Annotated in this window: 18 protein-coding genes and 1 riboswitch; of the genes, 2 read left to right on the forward strand and 16 right to left on the reverse strand. The window is 67.2% G+C overall.

Annotation, left to right across the window (positions count from 1 at the left end):
• Positions 1-24 precede the first annotated feature (24 nt).
• From DN388_RS01260 to cobO, 10 genes are read right to left on the reverse strand one after another with little or no spacing between them, the layout of a single operon-like run.
• Complete coding sequence (locus DN388_RS01260; RefSeq protein WP_254996472.1) at positions 25-753, reverse strand: adenosylcobinamide-GDP ribazoletransferase; 729 nt, start codon at positions 751-753, stop codon at positions 25-27.
• Positions 753-1,322, reverse strand: coding sequence for an alpha-ribazole phosphatase family protein (gene cobC / locus DN388_RS01265; RefSeq protein WP_254996474.1), 570 nt, complete (start codon positions 1,320-1,322; stop codon positions 753-755). The genes DN388_RS01260 and cobC overlap by 1 nt, the downstream gene beginning before the upstream one ends.
• Positions 1,319-2,374 carry a nicotinate-nucleotide--dimethylbenzimidazole phosphoribosyltransferase gene (cobT, locus tag DN388_RS01270; protein ID WP_104572056.1) on the reverse strand — a complete coding sequence of 352 codons (1,056 nt, stop codon included), beginning with the start codon at positions 2,372-2,374 and terminating at the stop codon, positions 1,319-1,321. Before cobT ends, cobC begins: the two co-directional genes overlap by 4 nt.
• Before the next feature lie 2 nt (positions 2,375-2,376).
• A complete protein-coding gene (gene cobU, locus DN388_RS01275) occupies positions 2,377-2,892 on the reverse strand; it encodes a bifunctional adenosylcobinamide kinase/adenosylcobinamide-phosphate guanylyltransferase (RefSeq protein ID WP_043862535.1) in 516 nt (171 codons plus the stop codon).
• Between the two features lies 1 nt (position 2,893).
• On the reverse strand, positions 2,894-4,348 hold the full coding sequence (locus tag DN388_RS01280; protein ID WP_254996478.1) for a cobyric acid synthase: 1,455 nt from the start codon (positions 4,346-4,348) through the stop codon (positions 2,894-2,896).
• Positions 4,345-5,337 (reverse strand): threonine-phosphate decarboxylase CobD, encoded by a 993-nt coding sequence (cobD, locus tag DN388_RS01285; protein ID WP_253086720.1) that lies wholly within the window; start codon positions 5,335-5,337, stop codon positions 4,345-4,347. Before cobD ends, DN388_RS01280 begins: the two co-directional genes overlap by 4 nt.
• Positions 5,330-6,238 carry an adenosylcobinamide-phosphate synthase CbiB gene (gene cbiB / locus DN388_RS01290; protein ID WP_254996482.1) on the reverse strand — a complete coding sequence of 303 codons (909 nt, stop codon included), beginning with the start codon at positions 6,236-6,238 and terminating at the stop codon, positions 5,330-5,332. Before cbiB ends, cobD begins: the two co-directional genes overlap by 8 nt.
• On the reverse strand, positions 6,238-6,885 hold the full coding sequence (bluB, locus tag DN388_RS01295; RefSeq protein ID WP_043862539.1) for a 5,6-dimethylbenzimidazole synthase: 648 nt from the start codon (positions 6,883-6,885) through the stop codon (positions 6,238-6,240). Before bluB ends, cbiB begins: the two co-directional genes overlap by 1 nt.
• A complete protein-coding gene (locus tag DN388_RS01300; protein ID WP_043862540.1) occupies positions 6,882-8,177 on the reverse strand; it encodes a cobyrinate a,c-diamide synthase in 1,296 nt (431 codons plus the stop codon). Before DN388_RS01300 ends, bluB begins: the two co-directional genes overlap by 4 nt.
• Positions 8,174-8,785: a cob(I)yrinic acid a,c-diamide adenosyltransferase gene (cobO, locus tag DN388_RS01305; RefSeq protein ID WP_054914693.1), complete on the reverse strand. Its 612-nt coding sequence runs from the start codon at positions 8,783-8,785 to the stop codon at positions 8,174-8,176. Before cobO ends, DN388_RS01300 begins: the two co-directional genes overlap by 4 nt.
• Positions 8,786-8,919: 134 nt before the next feature.
• A riboswitch (cobalamin riboswitch) is annotated at positions 8,920-9,142 on the reverse strand.
• Between the two features lie 150 nt (positions 9,143-9,292).
• Here cobO and DN388_RS01310 point away from each other — a divergent pair.
• A complete protein-coding gene (locus DN388_RS01310; RefSeq protein WP_043862542.1) occupies positions 9,293-9,871 on the forward strand; it encodes a hypothetical protein in 579 nt (192 codons plus the stop codon).
• A gap of 78 nt (positions 9,872-9,949) precedes the next feature.
• The gene (locus tag DN388_RS01315) at positions 9,950-11,266 is read left to right on the forward strand and encodes a sorbosone dehydrogenase family protein (RefSeq protein WP_058541004.1); all 1,317 of its coding nucleotides are present in this window, start codon (positions 9,950-9,952) and stop codon (positions 11,264-11,266) included.
• A 65-nt stretch (positions 11,267-11,331) separates the two neighbouring features.
• On the opposite strand, the gene DN388_RS01320 is transcribed toward DN388_RS01315, so the two are convergent.
• The 6 genes from DN388_RS01320 to DN388_RS01345 all read right to left on the reverse strand — a co-directional run bounded on the left by DN388_RS01320 (position 11,332) and on the right by DN388_RS01345 (position 16,213).
• Positions 11,332-11,865 (reverse strand): C40 family peptidase, encoded by a 534-nt coding sequence (locus DN388_RS01320; RefSeq protein ID WP_054914695.1) that lies wholly within the window; start codon positions 11,863-11,865, stop codon positions 11,332-11,334.
• Between the two features lie 134 nt (positions 11,866-11,999).
• Positions 12,000-12,632, reverse strand: a complete 633-nt coding sequence (locus DN388_RS01325) for a C40 family peptidase (RefSeq protein WP_043862545.1) — start codon at positions 12,630-12,632, stop codon at positions 12,000-12,002.
• 113 nt (positions 12,633-12,745) lie between these two features.
• The gene (hda, locus tag DN388_RS01330) at positions 12,746-13,450 is read right to left on the reverse strand and encodes a DnaA regulatory inactivator Hda (RefSeq protein ID WP_043862546.1); all 705 of its coding nucleotides are present in this window, start codon (positions 13,448-13,450) and stop codon (positions 12,746-12,748) included.
• Positions 13,451-13,581: 131 nt separating this feature from the next.
• A complete protein-coding gene (locus DN388_RS01335; RefSeq protein WP_043862547.1) occupies positions 13,582-14,064 on the reverse strand; it encodes a hypothetical protein in 483 nt (160 codons plus the stop codon).
• 15 nt (positions 14,065-14,079) lie between these two features.
• Positions 14,080-15,153 carry an AI-2E family transporter gene (locus DN388_RS01340; RefSeq protein WP_043862548.1) on the reverse strand — a complete coding sequence of 358 codons (1,074 nt, stop codon included), beginning with the start codon at positions 15,151-15,153 and terminating at the stop codon, positions 14,080-14,082.
• A 4-nt stretch (positions 15,154-15,157) separates the two neighbouring features.
• Complete coding sequence (locus DN388_RS01345) at positions 15,158-16,213, reverse strand: DUF2066 domain-containing protein (RefSeq protein WP_196933223.1); 1,056 nt, start codon at positions 16,211-16,213, stop codon at positions 15,158-15,160.
• Positions 16,214-16,430 lie beyond the last annotated feature (217 nt).

The raw sequence follows: 16,430 nt of genomic DNA on the forward strand, positions 1-16,430 counted from the left end.
AGCGAAGAGCTCCTGACAGCCCCTTCAGAGTGCCAGGCTTACCACCACCGCCAGCTCCAGCAGCTCCAGCAACGCCCCTGCTGTATCCCCGGTGGTGCCCCCCAGGCGCTTGAGCATCACCTGGCGCAGCAGCGCGAACACCAGCAGCGCCACGCCCACGGCCAGGATACCGTTCCATCCCGCCAGCACCAGGCACCCCAAACCGGTCGCCAGCAACACGGCCTTGGCTTCGCCACGCGGCAGATGCTCGGCCAGCGCCTGTCCCAGGCCGCCTGCGCGCACATACGGCGTGCACAGGAACAACCCCAGCATCGCCGCCCGCCCCAGTACCGGTGCCAGCAGCAGGCCCACCGCCTGCCCGCTGTCGACCAGCGCGAGCAACGCGCAGAACTTGAGCAGCAGCACCAGTACCAGCGTCACCACCGCAATCGGACCGCTGCGCGGGTCCTTCATGATCGTCAGGGTGCGTTCGCGATCGCCGAACCCGCCCAGCCAGGCATCGGCGCTGTCGGCCAGGCCATCCAGGTGCAACGCACCGCTCAACCACACCCAGATGCACAGCAGCAGGGCCGCCTGCAGCATCGACGGGCTGCCCGCCAGCAGCGCGCTAGCCGCCCACAGCACCCCGCCGAACAACAGCCCCACCAGCGGGTAGCACAGCAGGGAGCGCCCCATCTGCTCGGGCGCGGGCATGCCCGCCAGGCGCACCGGCAGGCTGCTGAGAAACTGCAGGGCAATCCAGAACGCCTGCATCAGGCGGCTTCCGTGAAACGACCGTCGGCCGCGCAATGCAGACGGTGCACCGCGCCGTGCCCGACCACCACCTGCAGCAGCTGCTCGCGCGGCAGGCCGCGGGCACAGGCCAGCAGCAGGCGCATCACGCCGCCGTGGGTCACCAGCAGCACGCGCTCGCCGGCGTGGGCCTGATACGCCCGCGCCATGGCCGCCAGCACCCGCTCGGCAAACGCCGTGACCGGCTCGCCACCCGGCGGCGTGAAGGCATAAGGGTCGGCCCAGAACAGCCCCAGGCCCTGTTCGTCGGTAAGCATGAGGTCAGCGGTGCTGCGCCCCTCCCAGTCGCCGAAGTGCAGCTCCTGCAGGCCGGCCTCCAGTTGCATGGGCACGCCCACTTGGCCGGCAAGTTCTTCGGCAAATCGCGCGCAGCGCTGCAGCGGCGAGCTGATGATCCGCGTCCACGGCCCGCCCTCGACCACAGCCGCACGCATCTGCGCCCAGCCAAGTTCGGTCAGCGCGTCGTCCAGGCTGCCGCGCAGCCCACCGCCCAGTTCGGTTTCACCATGACGCAGCAGGTCGACGATCATGTATCGCGGTCCGCTACCGCCGCCTCGGCGAAGGTCGCCATCTGCCCGTGCAGGTCGCAGGCCATGCGCAGCAGCGGTACCGCCAGCGCCGCCCCGCTGCCCTCGCCCAGGCGCAGGCCCAGCTCCAGCAGCGGTTGCGCCTGCAACGCTTCGAGCACCCGCTGGTGCCCGGGCTCGGCGCCGCGATGACCGAACAGCAGCCAGGCCCGGCAACCGGGGTTGATGCGCGTTGCAACCAGCGCCGCCACGGTGCAGATAAAACCGTCCACCAGCACCACGATGCCTTGCTGCGCGCACGCCAGGTACGCCCCCACCAGCGCGGCAATCTCGAAGCCGCCAAAGCACAACAGCTGCTCCAATGGGTCGTCGGCCAGCGCCGCGTGGGTGAGCAGCGCGCGTTCGATCACGCGGGTCTTGTGTTCGACACCGGCAGCATTCAGGCCAGTGCCGGGGCCGGTCAGCTCGCCAGGGGTGCATTTGAGCAATGCACTGGCCACCGCACTGGCAGAGGCCGTGTTGCCGATGCCCATTTCGCCGCCGATGAACAGTTGCGCCCCGGCATCACGCGCACGCAAGGCGCTCTCGCGCCCGGCCTGCAGCGCCAGGCGCCCCTGCTCGGTGGTCATTGCCGGCACCTGGGCGAAGTTGGCGGTGCCCGCCCCGATGCGCAGATGGCGTACACCGGCAAGTTCAAGGGTCAGGTCGACCGTCCCCAGGTCGACCACCTCCAGCTGCGCACCCAACTGGCGCGCCAGCACGCTGATGGCTGCGCCGCCGCCGACGAAGTTCTGCAGCATCTGCCGCGTGACCACCTGCGGATAGGCCGAAACCCCCTCGGCCACCACGCCGTGATCGCCCGCGAAAATCGCGATCCATACCTGCCGCACGCCAGGCTTGAGCTTGCCCTGCAAGCCGGCCAGCTCCACCGCAACCTGCTCCAGCCGGCCCAGTGAGCCGGCTGGCTTGGTCAGCTCGCGCTGGCGCTCCAGCGCCTGTTCGCGCACAGCCAGGTTGATCGGCTGACACGCGTTCTGCCACCAGTTTTGACTCATGTTCAGGCTCCCTTGAGCGTAAGTGGCAGGCCGGCAACGGTCAGCACCACGTGCTGGCAACGTTCGGCAATGGCCTGATGCAGCCAGCCGGCTTCATCGACGTAACGACGGGTCAGCTCGCCCATGGGCACCACGCCCAGGCCGGTCTCGTTGCTGACCAGGATGATTTCACCCGGCAACTGCGCCAGGCAGTCCAGCAGTGCATCGCGCTCGGCGGCCAGGCGCTCGGGGTCTTCGAGCATCAGCAGGTTGGTCAGCCACAGGGTCAGGCAGTCCACCAGCAGGCAACGCTCGGGCGCGGCGGTTTCGCGCAGCACCTGCGCCAGCGCCAGCGGCTCCTCGATCAGCGCCCACTCGGCAGGGCGACGCGCACGGTGCAGTTGCACGCGGGCATTCATTTCACCGTCCAGCGGCTCGCTGGTGGCGATATAGGTCACCGCCAGCGCGCTGTCGACGGCGTATTGTTCGGCCAGGCGGCTCTTGCCCGATCGGGCGCCGCCAAGAATCAGCTTGAGCATGTCAGTCCAGCCCGCAGAGTTGACGAAGCCGGGCGCCGTCCAGGTGCGTGTCCACCAGGTCGGCCAGGCGTTCGATGTCCAGTTCACGCAGAGCATGGTAGTCCACCTGCTGCACATCGTTCAGGCCAGCCCAGCGCAGCAGCGCCGTGCACGAATGCGGCGACTCGAACAGGCCGTGCAGGTAAGTGGCCAGGATCTGCCCATCGGCGCTGACCGCGCCATCGCTGCGACCGTCGGCCAACTGTACGGCGGGCTGTGCCAGCGCCGGCCCGCAGGTGACCCCGGCATGGATCTCGTAGCCACTGACGGGCGCCTGCTCCAGGTTCAGCGTGCCGCTGACATTGCGCAGCTGCTTCTCGGCCTCCAGCTGCGTGCTGTAGTCCAGCCAGCCCAGGCCCGCGCTGCTGCCGGCGGCGCCTTCCAGGCCCAGTGGGTCATGCACGTGGGTCCCGAGCATCTGCAGGCCACCACAGATGCCCAGCAGTTTGCCGCCGTAGCGCAGGTGGCGGGTTATCGCCTCTTCCCAGCCGCGCTCGCGCAGGTGCGCCAGGTCGCCGCGCACGCTCTTGGAGCCCGGCAGGATGATCAGGTCGGCCGGCGGTATCGCGTCACCCGGCCCGATGAACTGCAGATCCACCTGCGGATGCAGGCGCAGCGGGTCGAAGTCGGTATGGTTGCTGATGCGCGGCAGCACCGGCACGATCACCTTGAGCACCTGCGCGGCTTTCTGGCCCTGGCGCCGGTCCAGGCCATCCTCGGCTTCCAGATGCAGGTCCAGCACATACGGCAGCACGCCCAGCACCGGCTTGCCGGTACGCGCCTCGAGCCAGTCCAGGCCGGGCTGCAGCAGGGCGATGTCGCCACGAAAGCGGTTGATCACGAAGCCCTTGACCCGCGCCTGCTCGCTGGGCGACAGCAGCTCCAGGGTGCCGACCAGGTGTGCGAACACCCCGCCGCGGTTGATATCGGCGATCAGGATCACCGGGCAGTCGACCGCCTCGGCAAACCCCATGTTGGCGATGTCCCCGGCCCGCAGATTGATTTCGGCCGGCGAGCCCGCGCCCTCCACCATCACCACCGGGTAGGCGTCGCTCAGGCGCTGGTGCGAGGCCAGTACCGCCTGCATGGCGATGGCCTTGTAGTCGTGATAGGCCACCGCGTTCATGCTGGTGACCGCGCGGCCATGCACGATCACCTGGGCTCCGGTCTCGCTGTTGGGCTTGAGCAGTACCGGGTTCATGTCGGTGTGCGGCGCCAGCCCGGCGGCCTGGGCCTGCACCGCCTGGGCGCGGCCGATTTCGCCGCCGTCGGCCGTCACCGCACTGTTGAGTGCCATGTTCTGCGGCTTGAACGGCACGACACCCACGCCCTGGCGCGCCAGCCAGCGGCACAGCGCGGTCACCAGGGTGCTCTTGCCGGCATCGGAGGTGGTGCCTTGCACCATCAGGGTGGTCATGGGTGTTCCTTGCGGTAGTCGTCCAGCGCCTGGACCAGGCGCTGCCAATCGGTGTCGGTGGCCGGCAGGCCGAAACGCAGGCTGCCCAGGTGCTCGAACAGGCGCAGCAGGATGCCGCGCCGCGCCATGAACTGGTGCAACTGCGCGGCGTGGGCAAGCTCCAGGTACTGGAACAGGTCGCAGCCGCCGGCCGGTGTGAAACCGGCAGCATCGAGTACCTGCGCCAGGCGTGTGCTGGCCTCGGCGCAGCGGGTGATCTGGCGCTGCTGGGCGCCATGGTCGAGCAGGCAGGCCTGGCCCAGCACCCGCGTGGGCCCGGCGATCGACCAGGGCCCCAGTTGTTCGGCCAGCAGCTGCAGCAGTTGGCGTTCGGCCAGCACGAAGCCCAGGCGTACACCGGCCAGGCCGAAGAACTTGCCGAAAGAGCGCAGCACGATCAGCCCGTTGCGCCAGGTTTCGGCGGCGATGCTGTGTTGCGGGGTGTTGTCCATGAACGCTTCATCCACCACCAGCCAGCCACCGCGCTGGGCCAGGCGGGCGTGCCAGCCCAGCAGGCACTCGGCGCTCAACAGGCGCCCGGTGGGGTTGTTGGGGTTGACCACCACCAGCACATCGAGGCTGTCGAGAAAGAACTCCACCTCGGCCTCGCCGACTTCACGCACGCGGTGCCCGGCGCGCCGCCAGCCCTCGGCATGTTCGGCGTAGCACGGCGACAGCACACCGACCTTGCCACTGCGACGCAAGCGCGGCAGGGCCTGGATGGCGGCCTGGGACCCGGCCACCGGCAGCAGTTGCGGCACGCCGTAGTACTCGCGGGCCGCCTGCTCCAGGCCATCGTCGGTTTCGGGCAGGCGTGCCCAGGCGCGCAACGGGATCTCGGGGATCGCGAAGGGCCACGGCGCGATGCCGCTGGACAGGTCGACCCAGTCCTGCACCGCGATGCCGTACTCCAGCACCGCCCGTTGCAAACGACCACCGTGTTCAAGCATAGAATTGCGCCCCCACGCACAACAGCAGCAACCACAACCACACGCCCTTGCACACCAGTTGCCAACCACGCTCGATGGCGTCGGCATCGGCCGGCGGGCCTTCGCCCAGTTGCGGGCGCTGGTGCAGCTCGCCGTGGTACACCGCCGCGCCGCCCAGTTCGACACCCAGCGCACCGGCGCCAGCTGCCATCACCGGGCCGGCGTTGGGGCTGTCCCACAACGGCGCCTGGCGACGCCAGCAGCTCAGTGCCAGGCGCGTCCTGCCCAGCACCGCGTAGGTCAGGGCCACCAGCCGCGCCGGAATATAGTTGAGCAAATCGTCGATGCGCGCTGCGGCCCAGCCAAAGCGCTCGAAGCGCTCGTTGCGATAGCCCCACATGGCATCCAGGGTATTGCTCAGGCGATACAGCACCACACCTGGCGCCCCCGCCACCACGAACCAGAACAGGGCGGCGAACACTGCATCGCTACCGTTCTCCAGTACCGATTCGGTGGCGGCACGCGCCACGGCGGTGTCATCCAGTTCGCCGGTTTCACGGCTAACCAGGTAGCCCACGCGGCGGCGCGCTTCGGCCAGGTCGCCGCCACGCAGCGCCTCGGTCACGGGCCGTACATGCTCACCAAGGCTGCGCAGGCCCAGCGCGCAGTACAGCGCCAGTATCTCCACCAGCCAGCCGATGTAGGGCAGCCACGACAGCACAGTCACCAGCAAAGTCAGGGGCACCACCGCCAGAAACCACGCGGTGACGCCATGGCTGCGCCAGCCACGACCGCCGGCATTGAAGCGTTGTTCCAGGCGTCCGGCATAACGGCCGAACGCGACCAGCGGGTGCGCACGCCGGGGCTCGCCCAGCAAGGCATCCAGCGCCACCCCGGCCACACTCAGCAAGGCCACACTCATCAACGCTCTCCCCAATGGTTTTCGTAGAGCATCTCGCTCAATGGCCGCTCGCGGGCCCAGCCTTCGAGCACCAGCATGGGCGCCTCGTAGAACGCCTCGACCGGGCCCAGGCACAGTACCGCCAGCGGTTTGGCACCGGCCGGCATGCCCAGCAGGTCGGCCAGTGCCTGCGGTTCGAACAGCGACACCCAGCCCATGCCCAGGCCCTCGGCACGGGCCGCCAGCCACAGGTTCTGGATGGCGCACGACAGCGAGGCCAGGTCCATTTCCGGCAAGGTGCGACGGCCGAAGATGTGCGCCTCGCGCCCGTCCATCAGCGCCGCCACCAGCACCTCGGCGCAATCGTTGATGCCCTCGACCTTGAGCCGCATGAAATCGTCAGAACGCTGCCCCAGTGCCTCGGCGGTGCGCACCCGCTCCTGCTCCACCAGCGCCTGGATCTGCTGGCGCAGCTCGCGACGGGTGATGCGGATGAAACGCCAGGGCTGCATCAGACCCACGCTCGGGGCCTGGTGCGCCGCCTGCAGCAGGCGTGCCAGCAGCTCGGGGGCCACCTCGCCGCCGCTGAAATGGCGCATGTCGCGGCGCTCGCCGATGGCGCGGTAGACCGCCGCGCGCTCGGCGTCGTTGAAGGCCTGGTCGCTCATGGTGCCAGCAGCGCCGCCAGCGCAGACGGGTTGGACGGGAAGTAGAAATGCACATACGAGGCCGTCAGCCGGCCGCAACGGTACACCGCCTCGGCGCCGCGCCCGCCGTTGGGGCTTTGCCCGCGGGCGATGGGTTCGAGCGCGGTGCTGGTCAGCGAATGGTGATAGGTATGCCCGCGCAGGGTGCCCTCGGGCAGCTCTACCGCTTGCAGGGCCAGGGCCGCCAGGCGCTTCTGCATCACCGCCTCGCCCGGCAGCAGGCCGGCCAGTTCGGCCCGTTCGCCGGCCACATCGGTCAGTGCATCGAGCAGGTAGAGCATGCCGCCGCATTCGGCCAGCAAGGGCTTGCCTGCCTGGTGATGGGCCCGGATCGCCGCCAGCATCGGCGTGTTGGCAGCCAGCGCATGGTGGTGCAGCTCAGGGTAGCCGCCGGGCAGGTACAGGCTGTCGCAGTCTGGCAGCAGGCGGTCGTGGATCGGCGAGAAGAAGCTCAGCTGTGCGCCCATCTCGCGCAACAGGTCCAGGCTGGCGCCATAGGTGAATGCGAAGGCTTCGTCGCGCGCCACGCCGATCCGCACGCCGGCCAGCAGTGGCTCGATGCTGCGCGGCTGCGGCGCATCGAAGGCCACCGCCGGCGGCAGGGCCGACTCGCAGCTGTCGCCCAGGGCGTTGGCGGCGGCGTCCAGGCGCAGGTCCAGGTCGGTCAGTTCGCTGGCCTGCACCAGGCCCAGGTGGCGGCTGGGCAGTTCGATGCCGGTTTCCCGCGACAGCCCGCCGTACCAGCGCAGGCCTTCGGTCAGGCTGCCTTCGAGCAGTTGCGCGTGACGCAGCGAGCCCACCCGGTTGGCCAGCACGCCGGCAAACGGCAGGTCGGGCTGGTAGCGCGCCAGGCCCAGGGCCAGCGCGCCGAAGGTCTGGGCCATGGCCGTGCCGTCGATCACCGCCAGCACCGGCACGCCGAAATGCCGCGCCAGGTCGGCGCTGGACGGCGTACCGTCGAACAGCCCCATCACCCCTTCGATCAGGATCAGGTCGGCGTCGGCGGCGGCTTCCCACAGCAGGCGCCGGCTTTCCTCGGCACCGACCATCCACAGGTCCAGCTGGTACACCGGTGCGCCACTGGCGCGCTCCAGAATCATCGGGTCGAGAAAGTCCGGGCCACACTTGAACACCCGGACCTTGCGCCCCTGGTTGCGGTGCAGGCGCGCCAGTGCGGCCGTCACCGTGGTCTTGCCCTGGCCAGATGCAGGTGCCGCGATCAGCACCGCCGGGCAATGACGGGTTTGCCTCATAGTTCCACGCCCTTCTGGGCGCGAATGCCAGCCTGGAAGGCGTGCTTGACCATGCCCATCTCGGTCACGGTGTCGGCCAGCTCGATCATCTCGGGCTTGGCGCCGCGGCCGGTGACGATCACATGCTGCATCGGCGGTCGAGCCTGCAGGTCGCCGAGCACCTGATCGAGGTCGAGGTAGCCGTGCTTGAGGGCGATGTTGAGCTCATCGAGCACTACAAAACCGATGGCCGGGTCCTGCAGCAACTGGCGCGAAACCGCCCAGGCAGCCTCGGCGGCGGCGATGTCGCGCTGGCGGTCCTGGGTTTCCCAGGTAAAGCCCTCGCCCATCACGTGGTAGCGCACCTGTTCGGGGAAGCGGCGGAAGAACAGCTCCTCGCCGGTGCTGTTGCGGCCCTTGATGAACTGCACCACGCCACATTGCATGCCGTGGCCCAGGGCCCGCGCCAGCATGCCGAAGGCCGAGCTGCTCTTGCCCTTGCCGTTGCCGCTGAGTACCAGCAGCAGGCCGCATTCATTGGGCGAGTTGGCAATGCGTTCGTCGATTACCGCTTTTTTGCGCAGCATGCGCGCCAGATGGCGTTCGTCGCGATCGGTGGTGTCGGTCATCGGAGGCTCCGTGGGCAACTGGCGCGCACAGGGACCGGGGGGATCGAGTCGGCGCGACAGCAGGTTGGCGATGGCACACGGAAAACGCGCAGGCCCTGCCACTGGCCGGGAGAACCGCGCATCACCCTCCGTGATGCCGTTGATCTGTGACAGGCCGGTCTCCGGGCTCATGGGCGGGTCTGATCGACCCGGATCGCGCGCCTTCCCGGGCTGTTGCACCCAGTGGCCCTGCGCGATCCCGACTCATTTACCGTTGCGGGGGCAGCGCCGGAATCGCACGTTGCACGTGCCCACCGGCTTCCCTGTTTCACCCTGCCGGCACCTTGGCCGCAGAGCACCTGAAACAAGTCGCGAAGGTTAGAGGGTTGGGCCATGAGCGTCAATCAAAGGCGCTGCGAAGCGGTCTGGATCAATGGCATTTATGTCATCTTGTGTCACACTCACTGCAGTGATATCACATAGCCATTATCCGCACCTCTCCGATCCACAATAACAATGGAGCACGGCATGCAAGGTCTGATCATCAACAACCCGCGTCTGGAGTTCCTGCGCCCCGCCCTGGAACGTTGGGCCGAGTGCCTGGAGCGCTACAACCAGACCCTGGGCGACAGCGACGCCCCCTACTGGCAAGGCGTGCAAAGCAACCTTGGCGTGCTGGGCGCGGCGGCCTGGCAGGCGGAGCTGGTGACCTTGCAGGGTGCGCAGACCAAGAAGCAGCGCGACGAAGGCGAGCGTGCGGCGCACTGCGACCTGGTGATCGCCAGCAAGGAAGAGACCGCCTACCTGCAGGCCACCCAGCGCTGGCCACGGGTCGGCAAGCTCGACCTCACCGATGCCCTGCAGGAGAGCGTCGCCCAGGCTCGCCTGGTGGGCTATGCCAGCCAGCTAAAGGTCGCCGCGCTGTTCGTCAGCCCGTACAAGGCCGGGCAACACGCCAGCCCCGAAGAGCTTCAGGACCTGGTCGACGACCTGCAAAAGCACAATGCATGCGCCATCGCCTGGGTGTTCCCCTATGGCTACCGCAAGCTGCACGACGACGTGGGCCGCTACCACCCCGGCATCGCGCTGCTGCTCAAGCAGGCCTGAGCCCCTGTCGAGGGAACCTCGTCGACGTGCCCGCCTCTACCTTACTGGACACGGCCAACTTCGCGAGGGACACCGATCATGGGCAACATGCGCATTGCTGTACTGCTGGCACTCACCACCGGGCTGGTGGCCTGCGGCGAGAACGCCCGCCTGGACGTCACCGATGGCACCGGCCCGTCGCCGCGCCTGCCCGAACCGAACAAGACCCTGATCCCCACGGTAAACATCGCGCCGGCCATCGGCTGGCCAGAGGGCGGCAAACCCAAGGCTGCGGCAGGCACCCAGGTGGTGGCCTTCGCCGACAAGCTCGACCACCCGCGCTGGCTGTACGTGCTGCCCAACGGCGACGTGCTGGTGGCCGAGACCAACGCGCCGCCCAAGCCCGATGACGGCAAGGGCATCAAGGGCTGGGTGATGGGCAAGGTGATGGGCCGCGCCGGCGCCGGAGTGCCCAGCCCCAACCGCATCACCCTGCTGCGTGACAGCGACAAGGACGGCGTGGCCGACACCCGCACCACCTTCATCGAGGGGCTGAACTCGCCGTTCGGCATGGCCCTGGTGGGCAACGACTTCTATGTGGCCGACACCGATCGTCTGCTGCGCTTCACCTACGAGCCAGGCGCCACCCGCCTGCAGGGCAGCGGCACCAAGGTGGTCGACCTGCCGGGCGGCACGCTCAACCACCACTGGACCAAGAACGTGATCGCCAGCCCCGACGGCAAGAAGCTGTACGTGACCGTGGGCTCCAACAGCAACGTGGCCGAGAACGGCATGGAGCAGGAGAAAGGCCGCGCCGCGATCTGGGAGGTCGACCCGGCCACCGGCAGCCAGCGCCTGTTCGCCACCGGCCTGCGCAACCCCAACGGCCTGGCCTGGGAACCCCATAGCCAGCAGCTGTGGACGGCGGTGAACGAACGTGACGAGATCGGCAGCGACCTGGTGCCGGACTACATCACGTCGGTGAAGGACGGCGCCTTCTATGGCTGGCCCTACAGCTATTACGGGCAGCATGTGGATGAACGCGTACAACCGCAGGATGCAAAGCTGGTGGCCAGCGCGATTGCGCCGGACTATGCGGTGGGGCCGCACACCGCCTCGCTGGGGCTGGCGTTTACCGTGCCGAACGCCTTGCCGGCGCCATTCGACCAGGGCGCGTTCATCGGCCAGCACGGCTCATGGAACCGCAAGCCGCACAGTGGCTACAAGGTGATCTTCGTGCCGTTCAGCACGGCGGGCAAACCGTCGGGCAAGCCCATTGATCTGCTGACCGGGTTTCTCGACGAGGACGGCAAGGCCATGGGGCGCCCGGTCGGCGTGGTGAACGATCAGCGTGGCGGGGTGCTGGTGGCCGACGACGTGGGCAATGTGATCTGGCGGGTGAGCAAGGCGCAGTAGCACTGCGCTGACGTGTTCGCCGGCAAGGTCGGCTCCTGCTGGAGCCGGCTTTGCAGGCCACGCTGTCAGGGATTGCGCGCCAGGTGTGCCGGCTGCAGCACGCGCTTGGCGTTGAGGTAGGTCTTCTGCCAGTAGCTGTTGGACAGGTAGTCCAGGCGCACCGTACCGCCCGTTGACGGTGCATGCACGAAACGCCCCTCGCCCACGTAGATACCGGCATGGCTGACCTGGGTGCCGCCATTGGTGGCGAAGAACACCAGGTCGCCCGACTGCAACGCACCCTTGTCGATGTCCGGGGCACGAATGCCGATCATCTCGCGGGTTGAGCGCGGCAGGGCGATACCCGCCGCGTCCCGGTACACGTAGCCAATCAGCCCGCTGCAATCGAACCCCGAGTCCGGGGTATTGCCGCCCCAGCGGTAAGGCGTGCCCACCAGGCCCAGGGCCCGGAACAGCACATCCTCGGCCACTGGCGAGAAATACACCTGGGGCGCCATCACCTTCGGTTCGACCACCTGAGGTTTCTGCGGGGCATGGCTGGAGCAGGCACCCAGCAGGGCCGCCAGGGAAAGTACAGCAACGCGCGCGAGTATCGACATAGTCAGAACATCCTGTCTGAAGCCGCCCGACCCCAAGTCGGAAATAGGTGAGAATTTAGATTAGACGTTTTCTGTAAACACGCACGGCGGCGAGCTTTTCAGCTACGCCGCCGTGCGGGACATCACGCGCAGACTCAGTTACGCGACAGGGTAGTCGGTGCCATGGCCAGCGCGCGCTTGGCTTCGATGAAGGTCTTGCTCCAGTAGCGGTCACCGAGATTGTCGATGCGCACGCCACCGCTGCGGCGGCTGCTGGAGTGGATGAACTGATCGTCGCCCAGATAGATGCCGGCGTGGCTGACGCGGCCGCGGCCATTGGTGCTGAAGAACAGCAGGTCGCCTGGCTTGAGCTTGTTGCGCGCAACCAGCGGGGCTTTCACGTTGATCATTTCGCGGGTGGAGCGCGGCAGGTTCATGCCGGCCTCTTCGCGGAACAGGTAGCCGATGAAGCCGCTGCAGTCGAAGCCGGACTTCTCCGAGGTGCCGCCGAAACGGTAGCGGGTACCGATCAGGGACATGCCACGTTCGAGAATGTTGTCGGCCAGGGCTGGCAGTTCGTAGGGCTTGGTGCTGGAGGAGAACGCTTCCAGGTCCTGCTCGGTGGCCAGCTCTTCTTCGAACACCGACGCAGCGGTGGAAGGCTTGGCGGCAGCCTGGGCAGCAACTGGAGCGGGAGCCTGCTGGTGGGTGACGGGACCGGTGGTCGCGCAGCCGAACAGCAAGGTCACAAGTGCGAGGGGCACGAGGGGTGCGAAGCGATTTAGCATGGGCACGACCGTGGCTTGAATTTGATGAAGCCGAGACTATGCCTTCTATCGGATCGATTTGCAAATTCAATCGAAAAAATGTGACTTTTATGTGCCGAGGCTCTGGGCCGGCCCTACCAGCCCAATGTCTCTTTCAAAAACGGGATGGTCAGCTTGCGCTGCGCCTGCAGTGAAGCCTGGTCGAGGCGTTCGAGCAGGTCGAACAGTGCGCTCATGCTGCGCGTGCCTCGGGTCAGGATGAAATGCCCGACTTCGTCGGTGAGGTGCAGGCCCCGGCGCGAGGCGCGCAATTGCAGGGCACGCAGCTTGTCTTCATCCGACAGGGCGCGCATCTGGAAGATCAGCGCCAGGGTCAGGCGCGACTTCAGGTCGGCCAGCTTGATCGGCAATTCCCGGGGGGAGCTGGACGCTGCCAGCAGCAAGCGGCGGCCGCTGTCGCGCAGGCGGTTGAACAGGTGGAACATGGCCTCTTCCCAGTCCGGCTTGCCGGCAATCACATGCAGGTCGTCCAGGCACACCAGTTCGTACTGTTCCAGGTTGTCGAGCAGTTCCACGCCGCGATCGAGCAGTTGCGCCAGAGGCAGGTACACCGCAGGCTCGCCCAGTTGCTCGAAGCGCAGGCACGCGGCCTGCAGCAGGTGGGTACGCCCTACGCCCTGCTTGCCCCACAGGTAGATCAGGCTTTCGGTCCAGCCGGCGTCGGCTTCGCAGAGTCGCTCGACGTAGCCCAATGCGGCGGCGTTGGCACCCGGATAGTAGTTGATGAAGGTGGCGTCATCACGCAGACGCACACCCAGGGGCAACTGGATCGGTTTCATGCTGGCTGGGCAGTCCCGAGGAACCGCAAGGGGCCTTTGGTGAAAAGTCCGCAAAGTCTATACCCGTGACGCCAACCGCACAATGCGTTAGCAAAATCAAAGGCTTGCGCGGCATATGGGGCAGGCATGGGTCAATCCTCCAGCAGTTCCTCTGCACTCAGGCGAAACAGCTCCACGGTGTTGATGCTCGCCCCTTCGAGCGAGCCTTCCTTATCCAGTACCTGGTTGGCCGCGTTCATCTCCGAACTGCGCCCGGCAACGCGCTGGAAAGTGCTGCGCGGTAGTGCGGCGCTCCAGCCATTCTCGAAGGTGTTGTAGGCCAGGGTCAGCGCCGCGGTGAAGTAGTGCTGATTGGCGACCGGGATCCGCACCGCATTGTCGTCCTGGTCATAGGCCGTGAAATGACTGGGCAGCGCCTTGAGCCCCAGACGCTTGAGCACCACCCAGGAAAATGCCGAGGGTACGAACATCGTGAGCTTCTCGGCCGCGTGCCGCGAGTAGCCCTGCTGCTGCAGGGCCGCTGCCACCTCATCCTCGTCGAGGTCGTCGGCCAGCAGCGGCAATGCATCCATCACGCCTGCCAATGCACAGGCGTGGTCGGTTTCATGTTCCATCACTCAGGGTGTCCTTCAAAGGTCCGGGTCGATTTCACCAGCATACATGTCCGACTCTTTATAGAGGTCGTGCATGTGCCGCAGCAACACCATGATCACCGCCGCCACCGGCAGCGCCAGCAGTACCCCGGTGAACCCGAACAGCTCGCCGCCGGCCAGGATCGCGAAGATCACCGCCACCGGGTGCAGACCGATGCGGTCGCCCACCAGCAACGGCGTGAGCACCATGCCTTCAAGCGCCTGGCCCACCATGAACACCGCGACGATGCCCAGCATCGGGTACAGGTCGCCGCCGAACTGGAACATGCCGGCGATCAATGCCGCGCCGATGCCGATGATGAAACCCATGTACGGCACGATGGCCGCAAGCCCGGCCATGATACCGATCAGCAGGCCCAGTTCGAGGCCCACCAGCATCAACCCGGCGGCGTAGATCACCCCCAGCGCCAGCATCACCAGCAACTGCCCGCGCACGAACGCACCGAGCACCTCGTGGCATTCCAGGGCCAGCGACACCACCTGCTCTTCGCGCTGGCGCGGCAACAGGCGGCGCAGCTTGGCCATCATCAGATCCCAGTCGCGCAGCAGGTAGAAGCCCACCACGGGGATCAGCACCATGTTGGCCAACCAGCCGATCAGCGCCAGCCCGGACGCGGTAGCCTGGCTGAGCACGATGCCGACGATGTCGGTGGTCTGGCCCATGTGCTCGCTGATCGCCGACTTGATCTTGTCGAACTTCCAGAAGCCATCGGCCAGCCCCAGGCGCGTCTGCACCCACGGCAGCGCCACGTGCTGCAACCAGTCGAGCATCTGTGGTGCCAGCTCGTACAGGCGCACCAACTGCTTGGCCAGCATCGGGATCAGCACCAGCAGCATCGCCATGAACACCAGGGTGAACAGGGCGAACACCACCACCACGCCCCAGGTGCGTGACAGCCCGGCGCGCTCGAGCCGGTCCACCAGCGGGTCGGCCAGGTACGCCAGGCCGATACCTATAAGGAAGGGCGAGAGGATCCCGTGCAAGAAGTACAGCAGCGTGCCGATTACCAGCACCCCCAACACCCATACCCAACGGCGTGTATCCATCATTCAGTCACGCTCCCTGCCAACGAAACCGCAAACCGGTGAACGGTGCGGGCGCAGCCACCTGGGCCTCGCCTGGGGCTGCGGGTGCGACCGGCGCTGGGGCGGCGGCCTCTGCCGGCACCTCCTGCAGCCTGGCCAGGCTCAGTTGCGCACGCACCTGTTCGGGGGTGCCGCTGACGGTGTAGGTCAAGGTATCGCCGTCCACATAGGTCAGGCGTCCGCCCAGCGGCTCAAGGGTCTGCAAAAGCTGCGCATAGCGCTCCAGGGTCATGCCCTGCACCTGTATCTGGTTTTCGCCACCGGTGCCCGGCCGCGCGACAAAGCGCGGCGCCAGGCGCGTGCTGACGGCCAGCATCACCGCGTCGGCCAGGGCGGCCTGATCGGCGCCTTCGACCTTGCCCTGCTCGCGCTGGTCGCCCAGCCACAGGCGCCAGGTGCCCTGCCATTTGCCCTCGCCCTCGGTGGCATGCACCGCCAGCAACGCATCGGCCGCGTAGCGCTCGGAGGCCTCGCGCAGGGGCGCGGGGTCGGTGCCTTCGAGGTTCTTGGCAGTGGCCACCAGTTGCTCGTTCAGGTCGCCCATGGGCAGGCGCAGCGGCAAGCCACGGTGTTGCGCGGCGCGGCGCAGCGGTTCGGCGCTGCTCTGGCCATCGCCCACCAGGCTCGAACCGCCCACGCTGTCGTTCAACCACCAGCCGAGGATGGCCGGCCGGTTGCTGCCCCACAGGGCCAGCCCGGCCTGGCGCAAAGCCCGGTCGGTGCTGCCGGGGTCGAAATCCACCAGCACGGTTTCAGGCGGGCCGGCCTCGAAACCGAACTGGCTGATGATTTGCTGCGGGTCCTTGCGTAGCCCTGCCAGGCCCGCACTCTGCGGCGCCTTGGGGTCGCCCGTGAGGCGCACCACCAGGGTACTCAGGGCATTCTGGGTGGCCTGGGCGCGGGCTTCGGTGCCCTCGCCGCTGACCGGCTCGCGCACCTGATAAAGGCCAGTGAGGGTTTCGGCCTGAACGCTCAGGCCAAACAGGGCAAGGCAGCCAACGGCCAGGTATGAACGCAAACGCATGGAGGATTCCTGTCCAGGTAAATAGAAAGCGCGGTCAGTGAAAAGTGAAGCTCTGACCACCCCCGCGGGTAAAACATTCAGCCCTGCGGTCAAATTTCATTACCTATACCTTATACAGCCCATGGCGCGGCAACCAGCGGCCATACCGAATCAATGTTTTTATGTCGAATGAGGCCCTGCCCGTCGGCCTGAGGATGGCCGCTACCGGGTAACCCTG

It is taken from the genome of Pseudomonas sp. S12(2018), assembly GCF_024355235.1.
Taxonomy (GTDB): Bacteria; Pseudomonadota; Gammaproteobacteria; order Pseudomonadales; family Pseudomonadaceae; genus Aquipseudomonas; species Aquipseudomonas palmensis.